The sequence below is a fragment of the Aeromonas sp. 602396 genome (genome assembly GCF_049173735.1).
Lineage (GTDB): Bacteria > Pseudomonadota > Gammaproteobacteria > Enterobacterales > Aeromonadaceae > Aeromonas > Aeromonas veronii_A.
In genome coordinates, this window is sequence record NZ_JAAKSD010000001.1 from 309,766 (window position 1) to 336,747 (window position 26,982).

The 26,982-nt window shown below is 58.4% G+C and carries 22 protein-coding genes and 1 riboswitch; of the genes, 15 read left to right on the top strand and 7 right to left on the bottom strand.

The window, feature by feature from the left end; translation table 11 throughout:
• Positions 1-13 precede the first annotated feature (13 nt).
• The 7 genes from flgG to mgtE all read left to right on the top strand — a co-directional run bounded on the left by flgG (position 14) and on the right by mgtE (position 8,741).
• Positions 14-802 carry a flagellar basal-body rod protein FlgG gene (flgG, locus tag G5229_RS01375; RefSeq protein WP_216954109.1) on the top strand — a complete coding sequence of 263 codons (789 nt, stop codon included), beginning with the start codon at positions 14-16 and terminating at the stop codon, positions 800-802.
• Between the two features lie 14 nt (positions 803-816).
• Positions 817-1,488: a flagellar basal body L-ring protein FlgH gene (gene flgH, locus G5229_RS01380; RefSeq protein ID WP_421208508.1), complete on the top strand. Its 672-nt coding sequence runs from the start codon at positions 817-819 to the stop codon at positions 1,486-1,488.
• A gap of 8 nt (positions 1,489-1,496) precedes the next feature.
• Positions 1,497-2,594, top strand: coding sequence for a flagellar basal body P-ring protein FlgI (locus G5229_RS01385; RefSeq protein WP_216954108.1), 1,098 nt, complete (start codon positions 1,497-1,499; stop codon positions 2,592-2,594).
• Positions 2,595-2,637: 43 nt separating this feature from the next.
• Entirely contained in the window at positions 2,638-3,711 is a 1,074-nt protein-coding gene (gene flgJ, locus G5229_RS01390; protein WP_421208149.1) for a flagellar assembly peptidoglycan hydrolase FlgJ, read from the top strand.
• 3 nt (positions 3,712-3,714) lie between these two features.
• On the top strand, positions 3,715-5,718 hold the full coding sequence (locus tag G5229_RS01395) for a FlgK family flagellar hook-associated protein (RefSeq protein WP_216954106.1): 2,004 nt from the start codon (positions 3,715-3,717) through the stop codon (positions 5,716-5,718).
• Positions 5,719-5,722: 4 nt separating this feature from the next.
• The gene (flgL, locus tag G5229_RS01400) at positions 5,723-6,931 is read left to right on the top strand and encodes a flagellar hook-associated protein FlgL (protein WP_216954104.1); all 1,209 of its coding nucleotides are present in this window, start codon (positions 5,723-5,725) and stop codon (positions 6,929-6,931) included.
• 176 nt (positions 6,932-7,107) lie between these two features.
• A riboswitch (M-box (ykoK) riboswitch) is annotated at positions 7,108-7,277 on the top strand.
• Positions 7,278-7,397: 120 nt separating this feature from the next.
• Positions 7,398-8,741: a magnesium transporter gene (mgtE, locus tag G5229_RS01405; RefSeq protein ID WP_216954102.1), complete on the top strand. Its 1,344-nt coding sequence runs from the start codon at positions 7,398-7,400 to the stop codon at positions 8,739-8,741.
• 60 nt (positions 8,742-8,801) lie between these two features.
• On the opposite strand, the gene ppx is transcribed toward mgtE, so the two are convergent.
• From ppx to G5229_RS01420, 3 genes are all read right to left on the bottom strand, one after another.
• Entirely contained in the window at positions 8,802-10,292 is a 1,491-nt protein-coding gene (gene ppx / locus G5229_RS01410) for an exopolyphosphatase (protein ID WP_139444045.1), read from the bottom strand.
• A complete protein-coding gene (gene ppk1, locus G5229_RS01415; protein ID WP_139734028.1) occupies positions 10,282-12,351 on the bottom strand; it encodes a polyphosphate kinase 1 in 2,070 nt (689 codons plus the stop codon). Before ppk1 ends, ppx begins: the two co-directional genes overlap by 11 nt.
• A 74-nt stretch (positions 12,352-12,425) precedes the next feature.
• Complete coding sequence (locus G5229_RS01420; protein ID WP_005350673.1) at positions 12,426-12,941, bottom strand: glycine cleavage system protein R; 516 nt, start codon at positions 12,939-12,941, stop codon at positions 12,426-12,428.
• Positions 12,942-13,140: 199 nt separating this feature from the next.
• On the opposite strand from G5229_RS01420, the gene G5229_RS01425 reads away from it, so the two are divergent.
• The 5 genes from G5229_RS01425 to G5229_RS01445 all read left to right on the top strand — a co-directional run bounded on the left by G5229_RS01425 (position 13,141) and on the right by G5229_RS01445 (position 19,188).
• The gene (locus G5229_RS01425) at positions 13,141-14,019 is read left to right on the top strand and encodes a DUF2726 domain-containing protein (RefSeq protein ID WP_421208152.1); all 879 of its coding nucleotides are present in this window, start codon (positions 13,141-13,143) and stop codon (positions 14,017-14,019) included.
• A gap of 268 nt (positions 14,020-14,287) precedes the next feature.
• Complete coding sequence (locus tag G5229_RS01430) at positions 14,288-15,709, top strand: sigma-54 dependent transcriptional regulator (RefSeq protein WP_266133996.1); 1,422 nt, start codon at positions 14,288-14,290, stop codon at positions 15,707-15,709.
• Between the two features lie 106 nt (positions 15,710-15,815).
• Positions 15,816-16,850 (top strand): sensor histidine kinase, encoded by a 1,035-nt coding sequence (locus tag G5229_RS01435; protein ID WP_421208154.1) that lies wholly within the window; start codon positions 15,816-15,818, stop codon positions 16,848-16,850.
• A 76-nt stretch (positions 16,851-16,926) separates the two neighbouring features.
• Positions 16,927-18,270, top strand: coding sequence for a sigma-54-dependent transcriptional regulator (locus tag G5229_RS01440; RefSeq protein ID WP_421208156.1), 1,344 nt, complete (start codon positions 16,927-16,929; stop codon positions 18,268-18,270).
• Between the two features lie 156 nt (positions 18,271-18,426).
• Entirely contained in the window at positions 18,427-19,188 is a 762-nt protein-coding gene (locus G5229_RS01445; protein WP_421208158.1) for a Nif3-like dinuclear metal center hexameric protein, read from the top strand.
• 108 nt (positions 19,189-19,296) lie between these two features.
• Here the strand turns inward: G5229_RS01445 and purN are convergent, their stop codons facing one another.
• Together purN and purM are read right to left on the bottom strand one after the other, a co-directional pair.
• A complete protein-coding gene (purN, locus tag G5229_RS01450) occupies positions 19,297-19,935 on the bottom strand; it encodes a phosphoribosylglycinamide formyltransferase (RefSeq protein WP_338711386.1) in 639 nt (212 codons plus the stop codon).
• Positions 19,932-20,969, bottom strand: a complete 1,038-nt coding sequence (purM, locus tag G5229_RS01455) for a phosphoribosylformylglycinamidine cyclo-ligase (RefSeq protein ID WP_042080181.1) — start codon at positions 20,967-20,969, stop codon at positions 19,932-19,934. The genes purN and purM overlap by 4 nt, the downstream gene beginning before the upstream one ends.
• A 176-nt stretch (positions 20,970-21,145) precedes the next feature.
• On the opposite strand from purM, the gene upp reads away from it, so the two are divergent.
• From upp to hda, 3 genes are all read left to right on the top strand, one after another.
• Positions 21,146-21,772, top strand: a complete 627-nt coding sequence (gene upp / locus G5229_RS01460; protein ID WP_005334115.1) for a uracil phosphoribosyltransferase — start codon at positions 21,146-21,148, stop codon at positions 21,770-21,772.
• Positions 21,773-21,922: 150 nt separating this feature from the next.
• Positions 21,923-22,942, top strand: a complete 1,020-nt coding sequence (locus tag G5229_RS01465; protein WP_421204662.1) for a DUF2066 domain-containing protein — start codon at positions 21,923-21,925, stop codon at positions 22,940-22,942.
• A 102-nt stretch (positions 22,943-23,044) separates the two neighbouring features.
• On the top strand, positions 23,045-23,746 hold the full coding sequence (gene hda / locus G5229_RS01470) for a DnaA inactivator Hda (RefSeq protein ID WP_021231044.1): 702 nt from the start codon (positions 23,045-23,047) through the stop codon (positions 23,744-23,746).
• 204 nt (positions 23,747-23,950) lie between these two features.
• Here hda and aceA read toward each other — a convergent pair whose 3' ends face one another.
• Together aceA and aceB are read right to left on the bottom strand one after the other, a co-directional pair.
• Positions 23,951-25,264 carry an isocitrate lyase gene (aceA, locus tag G5229_RS01475; RefSeq protein ID WP_421204663.1) on the bottom strand — a complete coding sequence of 438 codons (1,314 nt, stop codon included), beginning with the start codon at positions 25,262-25,264 and terminating at the stop codon, positions 23,951-23,953.
• 73 nt (positions 25,265-25,337) lie between these two features.
• Positions 25,338-26,945 carry a malate synthase A gene (gene aceB / locus G5229_RS01480; RefSeq protein WP_421208160.1) on the bottom strand — a complete coding sequence of 536 codons (1,608 nt, stop codon included), beginning with the start codon at positions 26,943-26,945 and terminating at the stop codon, positions 25,338-25,340.
• Positions 26,946-26,982 lie beyond the last annotated feature (37 nt).

Here is a 26,982-nt window from a genome sequence, read left to right on the forward strand (position 1 = left end):
CAAGGAGTTACCTATGAATCCTGCACTCTGGATCAGCAAGACCGGGTTGGATGCTCAGCAGACCAATATTTCGGTCACCTCGAACAACTTGGCGAACGCCAGCACCGTTGGTTTCAAGAAATCGCGGGCCATTTTCGAGGATCTGCTCTATCAAAACATCAATCAGCCCGGCGGCCGTTCGTCGGCGGATACCGAGTTGCCCTCCGGCTTAATGCTTGGCGCGGGCGCCAAGGTGGTGGCTACCCAGAAAAACCACAGTCAGGGCAACGTACAGACTACGGATAATTCGCTGGATCTGATGATCAGTGGCCGTGGCTACTTTGAAATTCAATTGCCCGACGGCAGCCTGGCCTATACCCGTAATGGGCAATTCACCCTTAACAGTGAAGGCACCATAGTGACGCCGGGTAACGGTTATCCCCTGCAGCCAGAAATCCAGATCCCGGAAAATGCCCAGAGTGTCACTGTCGGCACTGATGGTCAGGTCTCGGTACAGTTGAAGGGAGATGGTGCTTCTCAAGTGGTCGGACAGATCACCCTGTCAGACTTTGTCAATGCCAGTGGTCTGCAGCCGATGGGTGAGAACATGTTTCTGGAAACCCAGTCCAGCGGTGCAGCCATTCAGGGAACTGCCGGGGCGGATGGCATGGGGGTCTTGAAGCAAGGGATGCTGGAAAGCTCCAACGTTAACGTCACCGAAGAGCTGGTGAATCTGATCCAGGCTCAGCGGGTCTACGAGATGAACTCTAAAGTCCTCTCTGCGGTGGATGGCATGATGTCCTTCCTGATCCAGCGGACCTAATGGGGAGAGCCATGATGAAAAGCTTATGGATGCTGGGGTTGCTGGTGTTGGGGGGGTGTAGCAGTACTCCCAATACACCCAGGCCTGATGACCCCGAGTTTTCCCCCGTATACGGGGAGTCGGAGCCAGTCTCGGTGAGACCGACGGGTGCTATTTTTCAGCCGGATCAGGTTAATGGCATCTATTCGGATATCAAGGCGCACAAGGTGGGTGACATCATCACCATCGAGCTGGCTGAGTCCACTTCCGCCTCGAAGAAGGCAAATACCCAGAGTGGCAAGGATAACAAGTTCAATCTGGATCCGGTGACGCTGGGGGGCGTGCCTGTCACTGCCAGCCCCTATGATCTCTCCGCATCCATCGCTCAAAACAGTGCCTTCAAGGGGCAGGCCAAGGCGGATCAGAGCAACAGCCTGCAGGGCAATATTTCGGTCAGTGTGGCCAAGGTACTGCCCAATGGCAATCTGCTGGTACGGGGCGAGAAGTGGATCATGCTCAACAATGGCAATGAGTATATCCGTATCACAGGTCTGATTAGACCGGAGGATGTCACCTCGGATAACAGCGTGTCATCCCAGAAAGTGGCGAATGCCCGTATCTACTATGGTGGTACCGGCGATCTTGCCAATACCCAGGAACAGGGATGGCTTACCAGCTTTTTCAATGGTCCCTGGTGGCCGCTCTAGGAGATGTTATGAAGTCACTCCGTTTGGTTACTCTGCTCTGCTGTCTGCTGCCTTTGGGGATGGCTAATGCCGCCCGGATAAAGGACATCAGCTCGGTAGAGGGGGTGCGTAGCAACCAGTTGATTGGCTACGGTCTGGTCGTGGGTCTACCCGGTACCGGCGAGAAGAACAACGCCTTTACCGAACAGACCTTCCGCACCATGCTCAACAACTTTGGTATCAAGGTACCGGACAACATCAAACCCAAGATCAAGGATGTGGCGCCGGTGGCAATCCATGCGGATTTGCCGCCGTTTGCCAAGCCGGGCCAGACCATAGACGTCACTGTTTCTGCCATCGGTGAGGCCAAGAGCCTGCGCGGTGGTACGCTGCTGCAGAGTTTCCTGAAAGGGCTGGATGGGCGGGTCTATGCAGTCGCGCAGGGCAGCCTGGTGGTCGGCGGGTTGGGTGCCGAGGGGGCTGATGGCTCCAAGGTGGTGGTCAATACTCCGACCGTCGGCCGCATTGCCAATGGTGCCACTGTAGAGCGAGAGGTGCCCAATGCCTTCAGCCAGGGTGACACCATCACCTTCAATCTCAATCGCCCCGATTTTACCACCGCGCGTCGGTTGGCCGATGTGGTCAACGATCTGGTGGGGCCCAATACTGCGCAGGCACTCGATGCCACTTCGGTCAAGGTTTATGCCCCACGAGATCCGGGTCAACGGGTCTCCTATCTGGCGACTATCGAGAACCTGGAGGTGGATCCGGCCAACGAGGCGGCCAAGATCATCGTCAACTCCCGCACCGGCACCATAGTTATCGGCAGTCAGGTGAAGCTCAAACCGGCGGCCATCAGCCACGGAGGCCTGACGGTGACCATAGCCGAAAACCAGCAGGTCTCTCAACCCAACCCGCTGGCAGGGGGCGAGACCACGGTCACCAACAACTCGACCATCAATGTCCAGCAGGAGCCCGGGCGGATGTTCAAGTTTGATACCGGTGCGACTCTGGACGATCTGGTCCGTGCGGTCAATCAGGTCGGGGTCGCCCCCGGTGATTTGATGGCTATCCTTGAGGCGCTGCAGCAGGCAGGTGCCATCGAGGGGCAACTGGTCATATTGTAACTGGCGGCAAGTGATTGCCACGGGTGGCAATGAGGTAAGCAAAATGGCGGAGTTTGACACCAACAGCGGCATGAATCTCGGGGTGGTGCAGGATATCAAGAACCTAGACCGTCTGCGCCAGATGAGCCACAGCAAAGAGGGACAGGCCGAGGCACTGCAGGGGGCTGCGCGCCAGTTCGAGTCAATCTTTACCCAGATGTTGTTTCAGAGCATGCGTCAGGCCAACGGGGTGTTGACTCAGGACAACCCTATGAACAGCAGCTATACCCAGTTCTATGAAGGGATGCTGGATGAACAGCGAGTGGCAGACATGTCCAGCAAGGGGGGGCTTGGATTGGCTGACATGGTGGCCAGGCAGCTCTCACCGGCGACATTTGTCCATCAGGATGGCCGGGTGCTCAAGATGCCGCAACGGACGGAACGGGTCTATAAACCCTACGAGCCACCCAAGACGGCTGCCACTGATTTGATCTCGGCATCAAAAGTTGGCAAAGATTTTGCTGAAAAAGAGATGACCGAGGGGGTCAAGGAGAGCCAAGCACTCACTATGCCCCGTCGACCGCACCGCAGCATTCCGCCCATGGGACGCATGGCCAGCGAAGAGGGCAGTGCCGCCAGTAGTGGGGGCAAAGAGTTCGATACGCCGGAAGAGTTCGTTAATCGCCTGATGCCGCTGGCCAAGAAAGCGGCCGACAAGTTGGGGTTAAGCCCGGCGGTACTGGTCGCTCAGGCGGCATTGGAGAGCGGCTGGGGCAAACGGGTGATCAAGGATGGTGAAGGGCAGATGACCCATAACCTGTTTGGCATCAAGGCCGATCCTCGCTGGGAAGGGCCCAAGGCGGTAGTCAGCACCCTGGAATATGAAGAGGGAGTGGCGTCCCGCCAGAAAGCGGCGTTTCGTTCCTATGGCTCGTTTGAAGAGAGCTTCAACGACTATGTGGACTTTCTCACCTCCGGTTCCCGCTACAAGGGGGCCCTGGCCAGAGTGGACAGTCCGGATCGCTACTTCGAGGCGCTGCAACAGGCGGGTTATGCCACCGACCCGCACTATGCCAGAAAACTGAAACAGGTATTGCGCAGTGATGCCATTGCCCGATACAACGAGATGGAGCTGTAACATATGGCAAGCGATCTGCTTGGAATTGGTACATCGGGCGTGCTGGCACAGCAGCGCCTGCTGCAGAGCACCAGTAACAATATCGTAAACGTCAATAGCCAGGGCTATGTGCGTGAGCGTACGCTGGTGTTTACCAATGCCATCGGTCTTGGCACCGGTGACATCAGGACCGAGCGGGTAATCAACAGCTATATGCAGGGAGAAGTGCGTCGCGATACCTCTGCCTTTTACGCATCCCTGACTCATTACGAGCAGTTGGCCGGCGTGGATCGCCTGCTGGGAGACAGCAGCAATAGCGTAGGGGAGACCATCACCTCTTATTTCAAGTCCTTTCATTCGGCAAATGAATCACCCGCCGAGATCGGTGGCCGCAAGGTAGTGATGACGGAGCTGAGCGGTATGGTGAACCGTTTTCACACACTCTCGGCCCAGCTCGACAAGCAGAGCGATACCCTCAACACCCGTATTGAAGATGAGACCAAGCAGGTCAACAGTCTGCTCACCAGCATCAATGATCTCAACCAGGCGATCATCCGTACTCAGGGGTCTCCCGAAGAGAACCTGATGCTGTTTGATCAGCGTGACGAGGCGATCAGGCAGCTCTCCGAGAAGATGGATATCCGTACCGTAACCCAGGCTAACGGCAGCGTATTGGTCAATATGAGCACTGGTCATTCGCTGATCCTGGATGGGGGCGTTGCCCAGTTCAAGGTGGTGGCGGGCGATCCCGATTCCCGTGATCAGGAGTTGCAGCTGACTCTTGGCGACAATCAGGCTCTCATCGATCACGATACCTTCGGGGGGGCCATGGGAGGGCTGTTCAAGGCGCGTACCGACCTGGAGCCGACCAAGCGTGAACTGGGCCAGCTGGCCGTTGCGATGGCGGATGCCATGAACCAGCAAAACCGTCTCGGGATGGATCTGGACAACGAGTTGGGCAGCGATATTTTCACCCTGCCAACCAGCAAGGGATTGCCTTATGGCGACAACACAGGGTCGGTCGGAGCGAATGTCAGCTTTGTACCTGGCAAAGGAAGCTCTGTAACCCCCTTCGACTATGAAGTGCGCTTTAGCAGTGCGACCGGATATGAAGTGTTCTCGCTGGACAAATCTGGTAATCGCACCTCTGTGGCGACGGGCACCACGCCGCCAGCAACGTTTGAACTGGCTGGCCACGGGATCTCGATCGATCTCACCGGTACGCCAGCGGCAGGAGACAAGCTGCTGCTGCAACCAACCAAGGGGGCTGCCGCCGGGCTGGCTCAGCAGATCAACCGGCCGGAAGACCTGGCCTTGGCTGCACCTCTCAAAGTACAGAAGACTACCAACAACATCGGCAGTGCAGACATCAAGCTCGATGGCATCTTCAATACCGGAACGGGTTCCGGTTTTGGTACCAACAGCCTGGATCCCGCCGCTCCCCAGATCGTCAAGATCGGCAATAACGGCAATTATGAGGTGTATGCCGGTGATGGCACTACCTTGATCGGTGTCGCGCCGGCAGCCAGCAAAGGGCAGAATTTGATGGCCTCGATAGTAAACCCCTTTCCGGGTGGGCCTGCGGTCTACAGCAACCCGAAACAGAGCCCGGGCTACGAGTTCAGCATTACCGGCACGGTAGAACAAACCGACAGCTTCCAGCTTAGTTACAACACCAATGGTTTTGCTGATAACAGCAATGGTCTGGCAATGGCTGAGTTGCAGAACAAGGATCTGGTACGCAAAAGCACCAATGGTGGTACCACCAACGACAAGATGACCTTTAACCAGGCTTACTCCGGGTTGGTGATGGAAGTGGGTAACAATACCAGTCAGGCAAAAACCCTGCTCAAGGCTAATGAATCCAAGCTGATCCAGAGTACCGGGATCTACGAGAGCGTCTCCGGGGTCAATCTGGAGGAGGAAGCGGCCAATCTGATCCGTTTCCAGCAATCTTACGCGGCATCCGCGCAGGTGGTCAGTACGGCCAAAACCATCTTCGATACACTGCTTTCGTCCGTGAGGTAACGTCATGCGCATCACTACAAACATGATCTACGATCGGAATCTTTACTCCCTCACCAATACCAACGAGCGACTGGACAAGGCCTATCAGCAGCTGCAAACCGGCAACAAGTTTCAGAGCGCCGGTGAGGATCCGGCAGGCATGAGCCAGAAGATGGCGCTGACCAAAGAGATTGAACTGTTTAAACAGTACGGGGTGAATGGCAGTTTGCTGCAGAACAGTCTGGGGCATGAAGAGACGGTATTGGACTCTCTCAATACTGCGATGCTCAGTGCCCAGACCCTGATCCAGAAATCCAATAATGGTGCCATTAGCCTGGATGACCGAAAGGCCATTGCCAGTGAACTGGAAGGGTTGCAGCAGCAAATGTTTGACCTGATGAACAGCAAGAACTCATCGGGTGAATTTATTTTCGGGGGCAATCAGAGCAAGACCCAGCCCTATGTGAAAGATGCCAACGGTAAATACATTTATCAGGGAGATCCTGGCCAGCGAAATATTCAGGTATCGCCCACAGTGCAAATTGCTGCCAATGACTCCGGACAGGATCTGTTTGAAATCGTAGCAACCAGAAGAACCGCCAGTGCCACCAGTGCGAATATCAAGGTAGGGGTCGGGGATCAGGGGGATTTTGATAATTTCTATAAATCCAGTTACGACCCGGCACTGCCCAGCAACACCTACACAGTCTCCACCACAATTGGCCCGCCCGATACCTATGATATCAAGGATGCGGGTGGCAATACCCTGCAGACAGGTAATTACACTCCCGGTACCAAAATACCGTTCAATGGTCTCGAACTGACACTGGATCAGCCTGCAGGTGGTGCAGCACAGCAGTTTGCTCTCAATCCTCCCAAGAATGACAACGTGTTGAACGGGATGTCAGACTTCATTACGGCTCTGCGTGATCCCAATATTTCAGCCGAGAGTTTTGAGCAAAAAGTGGCCGATGCCACCGTTCATATGAAAAATGCCCGTTTGAACATTGATCATGGGCTGGGTGAACTGGGTGGCCGGATGAACAGTCTGGAGCAGGTGATGGGTTCCAACGAGGGGTTGAGCACCCTCAATGCCGAGGCGAGAGCCAAGGTGTCGGAAGCCGATCTCTATGAGGTAATTTCAGCCCTGTCAAAAGAGGATGCGGCATTGAGTGCCTCGCAGCTCTCGTTCAGCAAAATAAGTCGTCTGACGCTATTTGACTATATTCGCTAAGAAAAGGCCCCTATGGGGCCTTTTTGCTATGCATCCCCGGCAGAGTTCCCCTGATATGTTCCGACAATTGTAACAAGCTGTTGCCATACCCTGTTTCCTGGTTGAGGCGGGGTTGACCTCCCTGCGGGATTGGATAATCATGCCGCCCGCACAACAGAGGGTTGTGCATATTATTTGCAGCATCTCGTTAGGCGAGGCTCCTGTATAAACACAGGCCACTGATCTCACGACGTCCAGAGACGCCCAAGATCAGGACAGTTTTCATCGGATTAAGGTGTAAACCCAAGTGGCTTCCGGCATGCCGGATACGTTATGCAGTGCTAAAGCTGGTACGTGGGGATGATGACACGCCGAACGGCGTCATTTCCTGCCTATTACTCGTCAATCAAATTGCTGTTTTCTTTCAGACAGCGAACGGTCTCCGCTCGCGCTCAGGCTTGCCTGAAATCACATGAGGTTCTTTGTGATGAAGAAAACACACACCATTCTCAACCGTCATCAACTGCTCGATCTCGCCAGCCTGCAAGGCTGGCTGGAACACAATCTGGATCCGGTTCAGCGCGCCGATCAGCTGCTGACCCTGCGTCCGGAAGAGCTCAACTGCATCTTTGACACCTTGCCTGCGTCAGAAGGGGCAGAACTGATCGCTTCTCTCTCCGCAGAGAGTGCCGGTCGCCTTTTGTTGCGGCTGCATGGCAGCATCGTCAGCGTGTTGCAGGAGGCTATTCCCCGTCGCGAAATGGTGGCTATCCTGCGCAAACTGAGTCGTCAGGATCGCACCATGTTGCTGGCTCGCTTCCCGACCCAGGCGCAGGCCATCTACTACTCACTGCTGGATTGGCCGCCTGAGTCCGTCGGGGCCAATATGCGCCACGAGTATCTGGCAGTGAGCGAACAGGATTCCGTCGGCAAGGCCAAGCAGCTGATCCACGATGCCTGGGACAATGCCCAGCTGTTCCGCCACATCTATGTGGTCAACGTGGATGGCCGTCTACAGGGGAGTATCTCGCTCAAGAGCTTGCTGATTGCTGACCCCGAGGCCAGTGTCGCTAACCTGATGGACCGGGAGACGGTGCGGATCAACGCTCGGGCTGATCAGGAGCTGGCGGCGCGCCTGCTGATCGACCGCGACCTGTCGGTATTGCCGGTCGAGGATCAGGGGAGACTGGTCGGTATTTTCCACGTCGATGATGCCGCCGACATTCTGGAGCTTGAATCCACCGAGGATGCCGAGATGCAGGGTGGCTCATCACCGCTCGATACCCCTTACTTGCAGGCGACCCCCTGGCAGTTATGGCGCAAACGGGTGGGCTGGTTGCTGATCCTGTTTGTGGCGGAAGCCTACACCGGCACCGTGCTGCGGGCGTTCGAGGAGCAACTGGAAGCCGCCATCGCGCTAGCCTTCTTTATCCCCTTGTTGATTGGGACTGGCGGTAACAGCGGCACCCAGATCACCACCACGATCGTGCGTGCCATGGCGGTTGGGGAGGTGAGTCTGCGCAATCTCGGCACCGTGCTGAAAAAGGAGCTCTCCACCGGTCTGCTCATCTCGGGGGCCATTGCCATGGCGGCCTGGGTACGGGCATGGAGTCTCGGCGTCGGTCCCCAGATTGGCATGGTGGTGACCTTTACCATCATCGCCATCGTGCTCTGGAGTGCCACGGTCGCATCCATTATTCCCATGGTGCTGCGTCGTTTCCGCATCGATCCGGCGGTGGTCTCTGCACCCTTCATCGCGACGCTGGTGGATGGTACCGGCCTTATCATCTACTTCGAGATGGCCAAGCTGTTGTTGCCCGAGTTGCAGTAACCGGGAGATTGAGATGCAAAAGGCAGCCAGTGGGCTGCCTTTTGCATTTATCTTTCCGGTTTAGCCGAGTTGGAACAGCAGTGGCCAGCCCTGCTCCTGGCAATAACGATGCTCTTTCTCCAGATTCTGCATCAGGAGACGGTTCTCCTCGCACCAGTCAATCGGCAGGGTCACGACCAGCTGATCCCCTTGTACCGCGACTTTCCACTCGGGCAGCAGGTTGTCCTGGCGCTTGTGGTGAGCGGCGACTGCGAGGCGCAAGATGCGGATGCAACGCAGCACCGTTTGCATGTCGTGGTTGGGCAGGGGAGGCAGCTCGGAGAGCTTGAGCCCCTTGCGCTGGAAGCGTACCAGCGCTGCCAGCAGGGCCTGATCGTCCTGGTTGAAGCCAGGCAGGTCGGTGTGTTGCAGGATATAGGCGGAGTGGCGATGAATGCCGCTGTAGTTGATGGCAAGGCCGATTTCGTGCAGCCGCGCTGCCCAGCCGAGGATGGCGCGATAGGGCTCAATCTCCATCTGCCAGGGCTCTTGCAGGGCATCAAACAGGGTCAGCACGCTCTGCTCAACCCGGGCTGCTTGTTTGCGGTCCATCCGGTAGTGGGTGCCGAGCGCCTGCGCGGTACGCTCGCGAATATCGTGGTGCTGCAAGCGTTCCTCGAATTCATAAAGCAACCCTTCGCGCAGCGCACCATCGGAGTAGTCGAGCCGCTCTATGGGCAGCGAGGTAAACAGCCCGAGCAGGATGGCGACCGCAGCGGCAAACACCTCCTGACGCTCCTCGGTAAGCCCGACCAGTTTGAGGTTATCGACTCGCTTGCGCTCAATCATCAGCGCCTTGAGCCGCTCCAGCCCCTCCAGCGTAATGCTGCCGTCAGTCAGCCCTTCCCCCTGCAGCACGTCGCGCACGGTACGAATGGAGCCTGAGCTGCCAAGGCAGCTCTGCCAGCCCAGCTTGCGGTACTGGTTGACGATGGGGGCGAGTTGGTGCTGCGCCTCTAGCACGGCATTGGTGAAGTGTTTGTCGCTCAGCTTGCCGCTGGCGAAGAAGCTTTGGGTAAAGCTGACGCAGCCCATCTTGCGACTGGTGAGGGCCTTGTGTTCAAACCCTTCACCGATGATGAGTTCGGTGCTGCCGCCGCCGATATCGATCACCAGTACCTGACCCTCGATATGCTGGGTATGGGCGACACCCTGATAGATGAGGCGTGCTTCTTCCTGCCCGCTGATGATCTCGATGGGGTGGTTGAGCACCTTGGCTGCTTCACTCACAAATTCGCGGGCGTTGCTGGCACGGCGCAGGGTATAGGTACCGGCGATGCGGATCTGATCCGGTTTGATGTTGGTGAGCCGCTCGGCAAACAGCGAGAGGCAGGCGAGGCCGCGTTCCATCGCCTCCGGGCTCATGCGTTTTTGCTCATCCATCCCTTCCGCCAGCCGCACTCGCTCCTTGATGCGATCGACGATGCGAAAACGCCCTTCGCTCAGATGGGCGATCACCATATGAAAACTGTTGGAGCCGAGATCCACGGCGGCATAGAGACTATTGTCCATTGTTTGACTCGATACGTTTGAGATAGTCGTAAATCGCCACCTGAGAGCGGATCTTGCGGCGGTTGCCCCGCTTCACATATTCGTTCTGCTGGTCGGCATCAATGACCCGCGCCTTGCAGGTATCACTCAGTTGTAGTTCGAGAATGTCCATGATGCGCTGCTTGAGCCGCTCATCATAAATGGGGGTGCCCACCTCAATACGGCCGTCGATATTGCGGCTCATCCAGTCAGCGCTGGAGATATAGAGCTGGGGGTTGCCCTTGTTGTGGAACACCATCACCCGCGGGTGCTCGAGGAAGCGGTCGATGATGCTGATCACCTTGATGTTGTCACTGAGGCCAGGTACGCCCGGACGCAGGGCGCACATGCCACGGATGATCATCTGGATCGGCACCCCGGCCTGCCCGGCGGCATAGAGGCGGTTGATGAGATCCTTGTCCACCAGATTGTTGATCTTGAGGATGATGCCGCTCGGCTGGCCCGCCTTGGCGTTGGAGAGCTCGTTGTCGATGAGGCGATAGAGCTGACGGCGGCTGTTGATGGGGGAGACCAGCAGGTGGTTGAACTTGTAGCGCCGATAGGGGTACTCGATGTATTCAAACACCCCTTCCACTTCGGCGGTGATATCCGGATTGCGGGTCAGCAGCGAGAAGTCGGTGTAGATCTTGGCGGTCTTCTCGTTGAAGTTGCCGGTACCGATATGGGCATAGCGCACCGCCTCGCCATTTTCGTGGCGGGTGATGAGGCAGAGCTTGGAGTGGATCTTGAGGCTCGGTACCCCGAATACCACCTTGACCCCGGCATCGGTGAGAATATTGGCCCAGTCGATGTTGGCCGCCTCGTCGAAACGGGCGCGCAGCTCGACCACCACGGTCACCTTCTTGCCGTTGTTGGCGGCATCGATGAGGGAGTGGATGATCCGCGACTTCTTGGCCACCCGATAAATGTTGATGCGAATGGCGCTGACCGCCGGGTCGAACGCCGCCTGGCGCACCAGCTCGGTGAAGTGGTGGAATTTGTGGTACGGGTAGTAGAGCAGGATATCCTGCTTGGTAATCGCATCGAAGGCGTTGACGAAGCCGTCAAAATCGCGGCAATCCAGCGCCGGCAGCTTGGGGTTTTCCAGATAGTCACGGCCCACGTTGGGGAAGCCGATGAAATCCTTGAAGTTGTGATAGCGTCCGCCCGGCATGATGGCGTCGTAGGAGCTGATCTGCAGCTTGAGTTTCAGGAAGCTTATCATGGCAGCGGGCATCTCCCGCTCGTAGACGAAGCGCACCGGCATGGCGGTGAGGCGCTGCTTCAAGCCATCACTCATCTTGTCCACCAGGCTCAAGTCCAGCTGGTCGGAGAGATCATATTCGGCATCCCGGGTCAGCTTCACCGCATAGGCGGCAATCTCGTCGTAGTCGAAGAAGCCCTTGAAGATCTCGTCGAGGCAGAAGCGGATGACGTTATCCAGAATGATGATCTGCTTCTTGCGGCGGGTCCCTTCCGGCGGCAGCTGGAAGAAGCGGGGCAGGTCGTCGGTCGGCACTTCCACCAGGGCGTACTGGATCACCTGGCCGTTCTTCTTCATCTCGATGGCCAGATAGGTGTACTCATCCTTGAGGAATTTGACCGGATTGACCTCTTTGTTGAGCAGGATCGGGATGATGTGACGCAGCACCTTCTCCTTGAAGAAGACCCGCAGCCACTTCTGAATGGCATCGGAGAGCTGGTTCTCGTTGACCAGGAAGATGTTGTGGCGAGCCAGCGCAATCAACAGCTCCTTGTAGGTGTTGTCGAACGCCTCACCGAGCGCCATCACTTTTTGCTGGATGGCGCGCAGCAGCACTTTCGCTTCATCGTCGCCACCATGTACTTCATTGATGAGGATGCGACGCTTGACGTCCGATACCCGTACCTTGAAGAACTCATCCTGGTTGGAGGAGAAGATCCCCAGAAAACGAACCCGCTCGATGAGGGGCACCGTCTTGTCCATTGCCTCTTGCAACACCCGTTCATTGAATGAGAGCCAGCTCAGCTCTTTCTCTTCATACTGCTTGTCGGTGCTCATCTTGTGCCTCTGTTTCAGGTCGCGTCTGCGCGGCAGTTATGGCGTTAATATATGACAAATAAATGACAGTATTGTTACTGCTCGCTGAACGCTTCGTCGATGTCGACCACCAGATCATCGGAGAGGGATTCCAGCGCGGTGATAAGCGTATCCATCGCGAGCCCGTCGGGCAGTGCAACCAGCGCATGGGCATAGAAGAGCGGGGCGCCGGAGTGGGGCGCCGGTTCACAGCCAGTGGTGAGATCGGCCACGTTGATCTCGAGCTGGCGCAGGATGCTGGCAACTTCGTGGACGATACCGGGGCGGTCGTTGCCGGTCACTGTCATCATGACTTGATGGGCTGGCTCGGTGGTCGGTGTCCCTTCGGCAAAGCTGATGGTCAGACCCGGTAGCAGGGCCAGTGCTTCGCACAGGCTGCGATAGTGCTCATCGGGGACAGAGACATGGAGGATACCGGCAAACTGGCCCGCCAGTTCGCTCATGGCGCTGCCCAGCCAGTTACCCTGTTCGCGGCTGATGACAGCTGCCAGACTCTCGACGATCCCGGGTTTGTCTGCACCGATCACGGTGACCACCAATTGCTTTTGCATCCTGCTCTTCTCCTTGAAATGGGATTTCTTGCTCTATCCCTATTGTGCCTGCTGGAACTGGTCATATGAACCCCCGCCTGCTGACAAATAGATAAAAAGACGGGACTTTTCACTTTCTATACACGGGTCTGCTGCCTTGCTTCGTGGCGGCTGTGGTAAAGTGATTCCCCTTTCGTGTCGTGAACTGGATCGTGCTCTCATGAATACCCTTGTCCTATCGGGATTGTTGTTGCTGGCGCTGCTTGTGCTGGCGATCTTCTGGAGCAGAGGCAGACAGCAAAAGCGCCTGCCCTATGATGTGCAGGAGACCCTGTTCAGTCCCGCCGAACGATCCTTTCTCGGGGTGCTGGATCTGGCGGTGGGTGACAAGGCCCGGGTCTTTGCCAAGGTAAGAGTGGCCGATGTGCTGACGCCGCAGGCCGGGATCGGCAAGAGCAAATGGCAGCAGCACTTCAACAAGATCAGCGCCAAGCATTTCGACTATCTGCTTTGCCACCCTTCTGATCTCTCCTTTATCTGTGCCATCGAACTCGATGACAGCTCCCACCGCCATCAGAAGCGCAAGGCGCGGGATCTCTTTCTGAAAACCGCCTGCGACAGCGCCGGTCTGCCCTTGCTACAGATCCCGGCAAGTGCCAGCTATCTGGTGGAAGAGCTGCGCGAACAGATCCTGCCGCTGCTGGTCAAAACCAGCGAACCGTTGATCGACGATCTGCCGCACGGGGCGCGCCGCGAGCCCACCTTCAACCCTCTGTTGCTGGACGGCGTGGATGTCGGTGCCGGGATGCGTGGTCGCACTGCCCATGCCGAGGCTATCTCGCCTGCGTCGCTCCGCGAGCCCGCCATCCAGCCCGAGGGGATGGTGGAGGCGCCACAGAGTGAGGGGGAGCTGATCGATGGCTTGTTCGCCGATGTAGAGGAGGACGAGGAGCACGAGGTACACCACTGCCCCCGCTGCGATGCGCCGCTGGTGGAGCGGGAGGCGAAAAAAGGCCCCCACGCCGGTCGACTCTTCCTGGCCTGTAGTCGTTTTCCCGAGTGTCGTTATGCGGCGCCGCATCACCACCACAGCCACTGAGTTCATCTGACCGTGCTGCATGCTGCCCTCTGACGAGGGCAGTTTTCTTTCCGCCATTGGCGGCGTTTGCTAGCGGCGCCAATGCAGAAAATTCCTCGGCAAAATTTATCTAATCTCCCGTTTCTATCGATACACTTAGCCTGAATACGACAATTTTTGACAATGTGTCGGTTTTTTGGCACTTTGTGTGCCTGCAAAAAGACGGTCAGTAGCTGTTTTATTACTAAATAAAACAATAAGTTAGTTCAGGATATCGCGAGGGATGGATATGGTGGAGATGGGCGTGTTGATTGTTGATGCCGATGCGCAGCGGCGCCAGCAGTTGGGAACCGTGCTCTCGTTTATGGGGATCCTGTGGCAGGATGTCGCAGAAGGGGACCTGGATGTCGCCATCGAATCTTCTGGCCCACTGCAAGGGGTGCTGGTGGGTGAACTGGCAGGTCGCACCTTGCCCGAGTTACTTGCCGCTTTCCCTCGTACCCCCTTTATCTCGCTGGTTGAGGCGGAACTGCCCAACAGCAACTTTATCGGTGTTGCCCAGGCCCCCTTTACCTATGAGTCGCTGACTCGTCACCTGCACTTCTGTCAGGCTTTTGTCTCTCTCCATCCCCGTCAACAGACCCACGACAAGGGGCAGACGTTGCTGCGTTTGCTGGTGGGCAAAGGGAAGGGGATCCAGGAGGTTCGCCGCCTCATCAGCCAGGTGGCCGAGACCGATGCCAACGTGCTGATCCTTGGTGAATCGGGAACCGGCAAAGAAGTGGTGGCCCGTGCCATTCACGAACTCTCGGCCCGCAGTAGTGGCCCCTTTGTGCCTATCAACTGTGGTGCCATTCCTGCCGAGTTGCTTGAGAGCGAACTGTTCGGTCACGAGAAGGGAGCCTTTACCGGCGCCATCGCAGCTCGTCGCGGTCGTTTCGAGCTGGCGCAGGGGGGCACTCTGTTCCTCGACGAGATTGGCGACATGCCGATGCCGATGCAGGTCAAACTGCTGCGGGTATTGCAGGAGCGGCTGTTCGACAGGGTCGGTGGCGGCAAGCCCATTCAGGCCGATGTGCGCATCATTGCGGCGACCCATCGGGATCTGGAGGCATTGATCCGCAGTCAGGGTTTTCGTGAAGATCTCTACTACCGCCTCAACGTCTTCCCCATTGAGACCCCGCCACTGCGGGATCGCATCGATGACATTCCGCTGCTGCTGCAGGAGTTGCTCAACCGTCACGCGGAGCAGCACCACAGTGTGATCCGTCTGACCCAGCGGGCGCTGGAGTCGCTGATGCAGTACCCCTGGCCGGGCAATGTGCGCGAGCTTTCCAACCTGCTGGAGCGGCTGCTTATCCTCTACCCGCAACAGATCGTCGATGTGGCGGATCTGCCGAGTCGTTATCGTCTGTTGCCGAGCGAGCCGCGGGATGAGCGGCTGACCGAGATGGATGAGCGGGATGCGCTGGCGGCGGTGTTCCAGGAGCCGCCGGAGCTGGATCACCCCCTCGCCTCTGCCCGCACCATGCAACTGCCGGAGGAGGGGGTCAATCTCAAGGAGATGCTGGCCGACCTTGAAGTGGAGCTGATCCGCCAGGCGCTGGAGTCGCAGGACGGGGTGGTGGCCCGCGCCGCCGATCTGCTCGGCATGCGCCGTACCACCCTGGTAGAGAAGATGAAAAAGTACGGGATGAGCAAGGACGTTTAAGGGTCAAAGCCTTGACGCCAACATGCAATCTATTGTTTTAATTAAAATATTTTAGTGGCATGGAAATTGAATGACCTGACCCAATAGCCAGTTTGAGGTCAGGTTTATGACGATCCAGCAGCAGGACATGCCACTCCAGTCCCACGAAGTGAGCCAGCTCTATGCCATCTTCAAGGCGCTCCCCACCGGGGTGTTGCTGCTTGACGGGGCTGGGGTGGTCACCCGCGCGAATCCGGCAGCCATCTCCCTGCTGGGGGAGCCGCTGGAAGGAGAGCTCTGGCGCCGCATCATTGCCCGCTGTTTTGAACCACGTGAGGATGATGGCCACGAGATCTCCCTGCGCGATGGACGACGGGTCCAGCTTTCTACCCAGCCGCTGCCGGATCAGAGCGGCCAGCTGGTCTTTATCAATGACCTCACTGAAACCCGCAAGCTTCAGGATCGCATCAACCACATGAAGCGGCTGTCGGCGCTGGGAAATATGGCGGCTTCGCTCGCCCACCAGATCCGCACTCCGCTCTCCGCCGCCATGCTCTATGCCGCCAACCTGGCCAACCGTACCCTCAAGCCGGAGTCCCGCAGCCAGTTTCAGCAAAAGCTGATGGCCCGCCTCCAGGATCTGGAGAAGCAGATCAACGACATCCTGCTGTTTGCCCGCAATGGCGACAATCAGGTGGTCACCCCCATCTCGGTACAGGGCTTGCTGGCTGAAGTGCAGGCTGGTGCCGAGGCTTTCTGTCAGCAACAGGGCTGCGAACTGCTCATGGAGGCGCCGGAGCCCGATCTCTGCCTGCTGGCCAACAGCAGCGCACTGGCGGGCGCCATCAACAACCTGATCGCCAATGCCCAGCAGGCGGGGGCCACGTCACTCTTGGTCAGCGCGGTGCGCAGTGGTGTCCGGGTGGAGATGCGTGTCATCGACAATGGCAAGGGGATCCCTTCTCACCTGCTTGGTCAGGTATTCGAACCCTTCTTTACCACCCGCTCCCAAGGCACTGGGCTCGGGCTGGCGGTGGTGCAATCCGTCGTGCGTGCCCATCAGGGGGAGGTCGGTGTGGCCTCGGTTCCCGGTGAAGGCACCTGTTTTACTCTGTCGTTCCCCCTGCATCAGCAGCAGGTGCAACTTGGAGGTGCAGCATGAGCCTTGTTAAGGAGCTGTGCCGGCCGAGAGGGAGCCATATCAATGCGGCCAGGTTGGCTGTCGTGGGAGGTGTAGCATGACTCAGGCCCGGATCCTGGTTGTAGAAGATGACAATGGCCTGCGCGAAGCGCTGGTGGATACCCTTTTGCTCGGCGGTTATGAGTGCCGTGAAGCGGACAGCGGCGAGCGGGCTCTGCTGGCTCTCTCCCGTCAGCCGTTTGACATGGTGATCTCCGATATCCAGATGGGGGGAATGGACGGCCTCACCCTGCTGGCTACCATCCGCCAGCAATATCCGCAGATACCTGTGTTGCTGATGACCGCCTACGCCAATATCGACGGCGCGGTGCGCGCCATGCGCGAAGGGGCCATCGACTATCTGGCCAAGCCCTTTTCGCCGGAGGTGCTGCTCAATCAGGTCAGCCGCTATGTGCCTGCTCAGAAGGTGGAAAAACGTGCCGTGGTCTACGGGGATCCCAAAACTGCCGAGCTGTTCCAGCTGGCGACCCGGGTGGCCAGAAGCGAAGCGACCGTGATGGTGACCGGCCCGAGCGGGACGGGTAAAGAGGTGCTGGCCCGTTACATTCACGACAACTCCAGCCGCGCCGAGCAGCCTTTCGTCGCCATCAACTGCGCCGCCATTCCGGAAAACATGCTGGAGGCAACCCTGTTTGGCTACGAGAAGGGAGCCTTCACTGGTGCGGTACAGGGGTGCCCGGGCAAGTTCGAGCAGGCGCAGGGGGGCACCCTGCTGCTTGACGAGATCACCGAGATGGATCAGGGGCTGCAAGCCAAATTGCTGCGGGTGTTGCAGGAGAAAGAGGTGGAGCGGCTCGGCAGTCGCAAGATGATCCCGCTGGATGTGCGAGTTATCGCCACCAGCAACCGGGATTTGAAAAAAGCGGTGCAGGATGGCCTGTTCCGCGAAGATCTCTACTATCGCCTCAACGTCTTCCCGCTGCGATGGTCTGCCCTGAGTGAGCGGCCCGGCGACATTCTGCCGCTGGCGGAGCACCTGCTGGCTCTCCATGCCAGCCAGCAAGGGCTGCCCACCCCGCAGCTGGAGCCGCAGGCGCGCGAGCGGCTGCTCTCTCATCCCTGGCCCGGCAATGTGCGGGAGCTGGATAACGTGGTACAGCGTGCCCTGATCCTTAGCCCCGACGGGGTCATTGATTGTGACCACCTCATTCTGGAAGAGCTGGACGAGCAGGAGATGGAGTTTGTCAGCGTGGAGCGCAGCTATGGCGGCGATCGCCTCGGCAGCGAGCTCAAGCAGCAGGAGCACCAGATCATTCTCGACACCCTGCAAGAGTGCAACGGCAGTCGCAAGGATGTGGCCGACCGGCTCGGGATCAGCCCGCGCACTCTGCGCTACAAGTTGGCCCAGATGCGGGATGCCGGCATCGACTTGCCCGCCTGAATCAGGCTGGTGCCTCAATAGAGGGATGTATCACTGTGTGGGAACCGTCATGGTCTTGATGACGGCTCTCGATTATCATAGGGCCCTTGGCGTTTTGAGCCGGGGCCTTGTTTTTATTGGTAAAACAGGGAATCGCGCCGTTATAAAGGGACCCTTATGATCTCTCATCGAAAATTGGAAACCGTACTGAACCACCTGCTTGAGCCCCACGCCATCAAGGATTACTGCCCCAATGGCCTGCAAGTGGAGGGGCGCGAGCGCATTCGCAAGGTGGTGACCGGTGTCACCGCCAGTCAAGCCCTCATCGATGCCGCCGTGGCTGCCGATGCCGATGCCATTCTGGTTCACCACGGCTACTTCTGGAGCGGTGAGCCGGCCCAGATCACCGGTATGAAGCAGCGCCGCATCAAGACCCTGCTGGTCCACGATATCAACCTGTTTGCCTACCACCTGCCACTGGATGTCCATCCCGAGGTGGGCAATAACGCCCAGCTCGCCAAGCTGCTCGATATCAAGGTGCGTCGCGGTCTGGAGCCGTGGAATAGCAAGAGCGTCGCCATGGTGGGTAAGCTGGAAGAGCTGATGAGTGGCGCCGACTTTGCCAAGCTGATTGCCGAGCGCCTTGGTCGTGAGCCGCTCCACTGTGGCGACAGCGGCCCCGAGCTGATCCGTTCCGTGGCCTGGTGCACCGGCGGCGGTCAGAGCTACATCAATCTGGCGGCGGAGCAGGGCATCGATGCCTTTATCTCCGGTGAAGCCTCCGAGCAGACCATTCACACAGCCCGCGAGATGGGGATGCACTTCTACGCTGCTGGCCATCACGCCACCGAACGTTACGGCGTCAAGGCGCTGGGGGAGTGGCTGGCGACCGTGCACGGGTTGGATGTCACCTTTATCGATATCGACAATCCGGTGTAGGGTCGCTTGGCCGAGTAATCCGACCTAACCGCTGCCATCGTGCGGTAGGTAGAAATGACAAGGGAGGCTTAAGCCTCCCTGTTGTATCTGACATGCAGTTGTTAGCGGTTACTCGCAGGCGTAACCAGCGGGGCCCAGCAGGGCGCCATCCAGTTGCACAGCGCCGTCCACCATCTGCAGCCTGCCTTCGCAGAACCAGCGCACCACCAGCGGGTAGATGCTGTGCTCCTGCGCCTGTACCCGTGCCGCTACCTCGTCCGCCGTGTCCCCTTCAAAGATGGGCACGCGGGCCTGCAGGATAACCGGGCCACCATCCAGCTCTTCGGTCACGAAGTGGACACTGGCGCCGTGTTCACTGTCACCGGCATCTATGGCGCGCTGGTGGGTGTGCAAGCCCTGATACTTGGGCAGCAGGGAGGGGTGGATATTGATCATCCTGCCGGCGAAATGGCGCACCAGATCGCCGCTCAATATCCGCATAAACCCGGCCAGCACCACCAGATCCGGCTGATAGTCTGCCATCAGCGCCAGCAGGGCGGCGTCATACTCCTCCCGGCTGGCAAACTGCTGCTGGGCCAGAATGGAGGTCGCCACGCCAGCTTCTTTGGCGCGAACCAGACCATAGGCATCGGCCTTGTTGCTGATAACGCCGGCCACTTCACCGGCAATCTTGCCGCTGGCGCAGTGGTCGAGGATCGCCTGCAGGTTGCTGCCGCTGCCAGAGATTAGGACGAGGATCCGCATCATTTGATGACGACCTGCTCCTCACCGTCTGCTGCCTTGGCGATATGACCGATGTGCCATGCGTTCTCGCCTTCTGCCTTGAGCAGGGTCAGCGCCTTCTCCAGCTGGTTGGCGGGCAGGGCGATGATCATGCCGACACCGCAGTTGAAGGTGCGATACATCTCGTGACGGGTGACGTTGCCAGCCTGCTGCAGCCAGCTGAACACCGCCGGCCACTGCCAGCTCTGCTCGTCGATCACCGCTTGAGTATTGGCAGGCAATACGCGGGGGATGTTCTCCCAGAAGCCACCGCCGGTGATGTGGGAGAGGGCGTGGATCTCGCACTCCTTGATGAGCTTGAGCACAGGTTTCACATAGATGCGGGTCGGCTCCAGCAAGGCATCTGCGAGGGTGCGGTCACCCAGCGGCTGATGCACGTCGGCTTTGGAGACTTCCAGAATTTTACGGATCAGGGAGAAGCCGTTGGAGTGAGGGCCGCTGGCAGCCAGCGCGATCAGGGCATCCCCTTCACCGACCTTGCTGCCGTCGATGATTTCGCTCTTCTCCACCACACCGACGCAGAAACCGGCGATGTCGTAGTCTTCCCCTTCATACATACCCGGCATCTCGGCGGTCTCGCCGCCCACCAGGGCACAGCCTGATTGCTCGCAACCGGCACCGATCCCGGTGACCACCGCGGCTGCGGTGTCCACGTCCAGCTTGCCGGTTGCATAGTAGTCGAGGAAGAACAGCGGCTCGGCGCCCTGTACGATCAGGTCATTGACGCACATGGCCACCAGATCGATGCCCACGGTGTCGTGCTTCTTCAGGTCGATGGCCAGCCGCAGCTTGGTGCCCACACCATCGGTACCGGAGACCAGTACCGGCTCCTTGTAGCCCGCAGGGATTTGACACAAGGCCCCAAAGCCGCCAAGACCACCAAGGACTTCAGGACGACGAGTGCGCTTTGACACGCCCTTGATACGTTCAACCAGTGCATTGCCGGCATCGATATCTACGCCAGCATCCTTGTAGCTCAGTGAGGTTTTGTCAGTCACGAGTATTCCCCGTCATGTAAAGAAGTGGAGGGTAAAATTCGGGGCGTATTCTAACAGTGGCGGTGAAAAACCAGAAAGGAAATCGTTTGCGCGTTTTTGCGCGGAAATGCTCTACAAGCGGCGGCTTTTGTTGTATGATTCCGCGATTTTTTTGCGGCAGGTTAGAGGAGATAATAATGAAAGTCGTTGAAGTCAAACACCCCTTGGTCAAACACAAGATCGGTCTGATGCGTGAAGGCGATATCAGCACCAAGCGTTTCCGTGAACTGGCCAAAGAAGTGGGCAGTTTGTTGACCTATGAAGCGACCTCTGACTTCGAAACCGAGAAGGTTATCATCGATGGCTGGAATGGGCCAGTAGAAGTTGACCAGATCAAAGGCAAGAAGGTAACCGTCGTACCTATCCTGCGTGCCGGCCTTGGCATGATGGATGGCGTGCTGGAGCACATGCCGAGCGCCCGCGTCAGCGTGGTCGGTATCTACCGCGATGAAGAGACCCTGCAACCGGTTCCCTATTTCGAGAAGATCGTCAGCAACATCGAAGAGCGTCTGGCGCTGGTCATTGACCCGATGCTGGCCACCGGCGGCTCCATGATCGCCACCATCGATCTGCTGAAGAAGAAAGGCTGCCAATCCATCAAGGTGCTGGTACTGGTTGCCGCGCCGGAAGGGATCAAGGCGCTGGAAGCCGCTCACCCTGACGTGGAGCTCTATTGCGCTTCTGTCGACCAGGGGCTGAACGAGAAAGGCTACATCGTGCCGGGTCTGGGCGATGCAGGCGACAAGATCTTCGGTACCAAATAAGTTTATGCCTTGACCCGCTTCCCATGTGGAAGGGGTGATCGGAGCCGGCGCATCGCCGGCTCTGCTGTTTGTGGCCGCTTGTGCCAGCCTTGCCGCAGGATGCGCCTTGCCGCTACCATAAGCACACTCTCCCATTTCGAGACTCTGTTCATGTTCAAACGTGTTGTGACCGCCCTCTGCTGCGGCTTGTCATTCATGGCTTCGGCCGCTCAGGTGACCGACCTCTATCAGGGCAAGGCCCCGACCAGTGGTGACATGGTGGCCGCTCAGGGGCAGGCACTGGGTCAGGTGCTGATCAAGGTGACCGGCAAGCGTGACATCCTCACCCAGCCGGTGGTGGTCAAGGCGCTGGCGGCCCCGGGCGACTATGTCAAAAGCTATGGTTATCAGGATCAGGACTCCGTCAAGTATCTGAAAGCCGAGTTCAAGAGTGACAAGGTTAACAGCCTGGTCTCCGAGAGCCAGTTTGCCCTGCTTGGCCCGGCGCGTCCCCAGATGGCGATCTGGCTGGTGGTGGATCAGGGGGAGCGTCGCCTGCTGGCGGATCAATCCAGCGATGGTTGGGCGCAAGCCTTGCGCGAGCAGGCCCAGACGTTGGGGCTGCCCATCAGCATTCCGCTGATGGATCTCGATGACAACATGGCGGTCAGTGCCACCGACGTCTGGGGACGCTTTGCCGACCCGATTTTGCAGGCAAGCCAGCGCTATGGCGCCGAGATGGTGGTGCTGGGCAAGCTGACACCAGAAGGTGACAAGTGGAGCATCGATTGGGGACTCTACGGCCCCAAGGCGGCCGGTGAAGTGGCCGAGCTGACCCGTGGCAATAGCACCGGCACTCAGGCCGAAGTGGCGCAAGGGTTTGCTGATACCCTAGCGGCCTGGCTGGTGAAAAACTACGGTGCCCGTATCTCGGGTCCGGCAACCAGCCAGACCCTGGTGGTAGATGGCCTCTCCGAAGTGGACAGCATGATCGCCGTGCAGAAGATGCTGCAGGGGATGGCCAACGTCAGCAAGGTGGCGATCGGCAAGCTGGAGGGGGACCAGGTCACCTTCAACTTTACCCTGCAAGGAGATCTGGCCGAGCTGGTACGGGCGCTGCAGCTTGAGAGTCGTTTGCGCAAGGTTGACGATAATGGCAGCGGTTTGCGTTACCAATGGTCGCAGCCCTGATTTTATAAGGCTTTTGTAGACCGCCCGGCTTGCCCGGGCGGTTCTCTATCTGTCTTTGCGATGATACACTTAGCCACAAATGTCACAGTCAAAGCCCAACGAGTGAAGCAACCGGCCCAACTGTCTTTAGCCGTACAACTACCGGATGATGAAACCTTCGTCAGTTTTTATCCCGGCACCAATGCTCATCTGATCACCGCCCTCAAAAACGCGGCCATCGGTCAGGGATCACCTTTCCTCTATTTCTGGGGAGCCAAGGGATCCGGACGCTCTCATCTGCTCCACGCCACCTGTGCCGAGGTCAACGCCCGCGATGCGGCGGCGGCCTATCTCTCCCTCGATCAATTTGAACAGCTCGATCCCAGCATGCTCGATGCCCTCGAAAGCTTGCCGCTGGTCTGTCTCGACAGCCTTGAGGCCATCGCCGGCAATGCCGTGTGGGAGCGGGCGCTATTCGATTTCTACAACCGCTGGCAGGAGAAGGGCGAGGGGACGTTGGTGGTCACCGGTTGCAGCGCACCGCGCAAACTGGGGCTGCAACTGCCGGATCTCGCCTCGCGCCTTGACTGGGGGGTGAGTTTCCATCTCGAAGAACTGGATGACGAAGGCAAGCTCAGTGCCCTGCAGCTGCGTGCCGAGCTGCGGGGCTTCAAATTGCCCATCGATGTGGGCCGCTTCCTGCTCAACCGACTCTCCCGCGATATGCGAACCCTGCTCACCACTCTCAATCAGCTCGACAACGCCTCATTTCGCGCCAAGCGCAAGCTGACCATTCCCTTTGTCAAAGAGATACTCGAGCTCTGAGAACCTGGCCACGTTCTTACTGCGAGGCCGTGAGCAAGGCTCATGTGCTGCTCTTCACCTTGCTGACGACCTCTCGTCACAAACCGTGAACCGGTTCTATAGCTTTGTTCCTTCTCCCTTCGGGAGAAGGGCCTTTCAAAAAGAAACCCCGGCATCAAGCCGGGGTTTTGCTATCTCAAGGACTCTCTCAAAGAGTTCTGCCTATCAGTGGAACTGATCTTCTTCGGTGGAGCCGGTCAGCGCGGTGACCGAGGATTGGCCACCCTGAATCACGGTAGTCACCTTGTCGAAGTAACCGGTACCGACCTCCTGCTGGTGGGCCACGAAGGTGTAGCCACGGCTGGCGGCAGCAAATTCCGGCTCCTGCACCATCTCGACGTAGTGCTTCATCCCTTCGCCACGGGCGTACTGGTAGGCCAGTTCGTACATGTGGAACCACATGTTGTGGATACCCGCGAGGGTGATGAACTGATACTTGTAGCCCATGTCGGAGAGCTCCTGCTGGAAGCGGGCGATGGTGGCATCGTCCAGATTTTTCTTCCAGTTGAAGCTCGGGGAGCAGTTGTAGGCCAGGATGCGATCCGGGAACTTGGCCTTGATTGCTTCGGCAAATTTACGCGCTTCGTCCAGATCCGGCTTGGCGGTTTCACACCACACCATGTCGGCGTAGGGGGCGTAAGCCAGACCGCGAGCGATGGCCTGATCGATACCGGCACGCACCTTGTAGAATCCTTCAGCAGTGCGCTCACCAGTCAGGAAGTCTGCATCGTACGGGTCGGCGTCGGTGGTCAACAGGTCAGCGGCGTTGGCGTCGGTACGGGCGATCACCAGGGTGGTGGTGCCGCACACATCGGCTGCCAGACGGGCAGCAACCAGCTTCTGCACCGCTTCCTGAGTCGGTACCAGCACTTTGCCACCCATATGACCGCACTTCTTGACCGAAGCGAGCTGATCTTCGAAGTGCACGCCAGCGGCGCCGGCTTCAATCATCCCCTTCATCAGTTCGAAGGCGTTCAGCACACCGCCGAAACCGGCTTCCGCATCAGCCACGATCGGCAGGAAGTAGTCGATAAAGCCCTCATCCTGAGGTCCTACCTTGTTGGCCCACTGGATCTGGTCGGCACGGGCGAAGGAGTTGTTGATGCGCTCCACCACGGACGGTACCGAGTTGGCCGGGTAGAGGGACTGATCCGGATACATGGTGGAGGACAAGTTGTTGTCCGCCGCCACCTGCCAGCCGGAGAGGTAGATCGCCTCGATCCCCGCCTTGGCCTGCTGCACTGCCTGACCACCGGTCAGGGCGCCGAGGCAGTTGACGTAGCCTTTCTTGGCGTCGCCGTGGATCAGACCCCACAGCTTGTCGGCACCGCGCTGGGCCAGGGTGTGCTCTGGCTGCAAGCTGCCGCGCAGGTTCACCACATCTTCGGCGCTGTAGCCGCGCTTGATCCCTTTCCAGCGGGGGTTTTCCGCCCAGTCTTTCTCGATAGCCTGGATCTGTTGCTCACGGGTCAGTGCCATATCAGTTCCCTCTTTCATTGATTTCACGTTTCCATTGACTTGTTATTGGCGAGCCCCGCTGGGGGCCCGTGATTCAGAGCCGCTCGTAACCGGGCAGCGTCAGAAAATCGATCAGGGTATCGGCGCAGGTGATCTCTTCCATCAGATCTCTTGCCTCGGCAAAGCGTCCTGTCTGCCAGCGAGCTGTGCCCACCTCGGCTTTGACCACTTCCAGCTCCTCGGCCAGCATCTGGCGGAACAGCTCCTTAGTCACCACCTTGCCGTTCGACAGGCTCTTGCCGTGGCGTATCCACTGCCAGATGGAGGTGCGGGAGATCTCGGCGGTGGCGGCATCTTCCATCAGACCGTAGATGGGCACGCAGCCGTTGCCGTTGATCCAGGCCTCCAGATATTGCAGGGCAACCCGGATATTGGTGCGCATCCCCGCCTCGGTGCGCTCGCCCTCACAGGGGGCCAGCAGGTCGGTGGCGGTGATGGGGGCATCCTGCTCGCGCAGCACGCCGATCTGGTTCTTGGCGCCAGCCGCAATGGTGGCATTGAACACCGCCATGGCGGTATCAGCTAGGCCAGGGTGGGCGACCCAGGTACCATCGTGGCCGTTGTTGGCTTCGCGCTCCTTGTCGGCCTTGACCTTGGCGAAGACCTGCTCGTTGGCGGCAGCGTCCTTGGCCGGAATAAAGGCGGCCATGCCACCCATCGCCAGCGCACCCCGCTTGTGACAGGTCTTGATCAGCAGCCGCGAGTAGGCGGAGAGGAACGGCTTGTCCATGGTCACCACCTGACGATCAGGCAGTACCCGATCCGGATGGTTCTTCAAGGTTTTGATATAGCTGAAGATGTAGTCCCAGCGGCCGCAGTTCAGCGCAACGATGTGATCCTTCATCTGATAGAGCAGCTCATCCATCTCGAATACGGCTGGCAGGGTTTCAATCAGCACGGTGGCCTTGATGGTGCCACGGGGCAGACCGAACTTGTCCTCGGTCCAGGCGAACACTTCGCTCCACCAGCGCCCTTCCAGATGGCTCTGCAACTTGGGCACGTAGAAGTAGGGGCCCGAGCCTTTGGCCAGCAGCGCCTGATAGTTGTGCAGGAAGTAGAGAGCAAAATCGAACAGGCCACCGGGGATCGGCTCGCCATCGAAGGTGACATGTTTTTCCGGCAGGTGCAGACCGCGTACCCGGCAGATGAGCACCGCCGGATTGTGGGTCAGGGTGTAGGCCTTTCCTTCCGGACTGGTGTAAGAGATGGTGCCGTTGACCGCATCTCGCAGGTTGATTTGGCCCTCGATCACCTTATTCCAGGCGGGAGCCAGTGAATCCTCGAAATCCGCCATGAACACCTTGACGTTGGCGTTGAGGGCGTTGATCACCATCTTGCGCTCGACCGGGCCGGTGATCTCCACACGGCGGTCTTGCAGGTCGGTGGGAATACCGCGAATGGTCCAGTCACCTTCACGGATGTGGGCGGTTTCCGGCAGGAAGTCCGGCAGCTCGCCGCCATCGATACGGGCCTGGCGTGCCACACGTTGTTTCAGCAATTCCCCTCTTTGGGGAGCAAAACGTTCCACCAGTTCGGAGACCAGAGCCACCGCGTCCGGCGTCAGAATTTGCGCGTATTCGGGTAGCATCTCGCCCTGGATGCGAAGGCGGGCGCTGCAGTGGGTCTGAGCCGGTGCCGACATAAGGTTCACTCCTTTGAGAATTACATTTTGAACTTAC

Bases quoted from the DNA above. Each gene is read 5' to 3' on its own strand.
- flgJ (WP_421208149.1), top strand. From the start codon at position 2,638: ATGGCGGAGTTTGACACCAACAGCGGCATGAATCTCGGGGTGGTGCAG.
- G5229_RS01445 (WP_421208158.1), top strand. From the start codon at position 18,427: ATGATCTCTCATCGAAAATTGGAAACCGTACTGAACCACCTGCTTGAG.
- G5229_RS01435 (WP_421208154.1), top strand. From the start codon at position 15,816: ATGACGATCCAGCAGCAGGACATGCCACTCCAGTCCCACGAAGTGAGC.
- G5229_RS01465 (WP_421204662.1), top strand. From the start codon at position 21,923: ATGTTCAAACGTGTTGTGACCGCCCTCTGCTGCGGCTTGTCATTCATG.
- G5229_RS01430 (WP_266133996.1), top strand. From the start codon at position 14,288: ATGGTGGAGATGGGCGTGTTGATTGTTGATGCCGATGCGCAGCGGCGC.
- purN (WP_338711386.1), bottom strand. From the start codon at position 19,935: ATGATGCGGATCCTCGTCCTAATCTCTGGCAGCGGCAGCAACCTGCAG.
- G5229_RS01420 (WP_005350673.1), bottom strand. From the start codon at position 12,941: ATGCAAAAGCAATTGGTGGTCACCGTGATCGGTGCAGACAAACCCGGG.
- mgtE (WP_216954102.1), top strand. From the start codon at position 7,398: ATGAAGAAAACACACACCATTCTCAACCGTCATCAACTGCTCGATCTC.
- aceA (WP_421204663.1), bottom strand. From the start codon at position 25,264: ATGGCACTGACCCGTGAGCAACAGATCCAGGCTATCGAGAAAGACTGG.
- G5229_RS01440 (WP_421208156.1), top strand. From the start codon at position 16,927: ATGACTCAGGCCCGGATCCTGGTTGTAGAAGATGACAATGGCCTGCGC.
- ppk1 (WP_139734028.1), bottom strand. From the start codon at position 12,351: ATGAGCACCGACAAGCAGTATGAAGAGAAAGAGCTGAGCTGGCTCTCA.
- flgG (WP_216954109.1), top strand. From the start codon at position 14: ATGAATCCTGCACTCTGGATCAGCAAGACCGGGTTGGATGCTCAGCAG.
- upp (WP_005334115.1), top strand. From the start codon at position 21,146: ATGAAAGTCGTTGAAGTCAAACACCCCTTGGTCAAACACAAGATCGGT.
- flgH (WP_421208508.1), top strand. From the start codon at position 817: ATGAAAAGCTTATGGATGCTGGGGTTGCTGGTGTTGGGGGGGTGTAGC.
- G5229_RS01425 (WP_421208152.1), top strand. From the start codon at position 13,141: ATGAATACCCTTGTCCTATCGGGATTGTTGTTGCTGGCGCTGCTTGTG.
- aceB (WP_421208160.1), bottom strand. From the start codon at position 26,945: ATGTCGGCACCGGCTCAGACCCACTGCAGCGCCCGCCTTCGCATCCAG.
- G5229_RS01395 (WP_216954106.1), top strand. From the start codon at position 3,715: ATGGCAAGCGATCTGCTTGGAATTGGTACATCGGGCGTGCTGGCACAG.
- ppx (WP_139444045.1), bottom strand. From the start codon at position 10,292: ATGGACAATAGTCTCTATGCCGCCGTGGATCTCGGCTCCAACAGTTTT.
- flgL (WP_216954104.1), top strand. From the start codon at position 5,723: ATGCGCATCACTACAAACATGATCTACGATCGGAATCTTTACTCCCTC.
- G5229_RS01385 (WP_216954108.1), top strand. From the start codon at position 1,497: ATGAAGTCACTCCGTTTGGTTACTCTGCTCTGCTGTCTGCTGCCTTTG.